The sequence below is a fragment of the Pseudoalteromonas sp. S558 genome, from assembly GCF_005886635.1.
GTDB lineage: Bacteria > Pseudomonadota > Gammaproteobacteria > Enterobacterales > Alteromonadaceae > Pseudoalteromonas > Pseudoalteromonas aliena.
Genome location: NZ_PNDU01000736.1, coordinates 1 through 294, shown reverse-complemented (window position 1 = coordinate 294; position 294 = coordinate 1). Strand labels below are relative to the sequence as shown.

The window sequence follows — 294 nt, the reverse complement described above, 5'->3', positions numbered from 1 at the left end:
CAAAGAGATAGTATTGAGGAGTTTGCTAAACAGCATATTGATAACACTGAAAAAGTAGCTTCTCTGCACTGTGGGAAAATCTTAGAAGAAGAGCATGGTGTTGCCAAACCAAGTCCTGAAGAAATGGAAAATGCCCATGCTCATCATATCGTATTTAAAGAAGGCAGTGGGAAGCAAAAAGAGTGGGTGCTTAAGAGTAAAGCTATTTTAGAGGAATATAAAATTGACTGGCTTAAAGGTCCTGAAAACTTAGTATGGGCGCCAAATATCGAAGGTTTACATACAGAAGAAATG

General features: G+C 38.1%; 1 protein-coding gene. It reads left to right on the top strand.

Going from position 1 to position 294, the window contains the following annotated elements; genetic code table 11:
• A partial coding sequence (locus CWB66_RS22575; protein WP_212747861.1) for an AHH domain-containing protein occupies window positions 1-294 on the top strand: 294 nt, incomplete at both ends.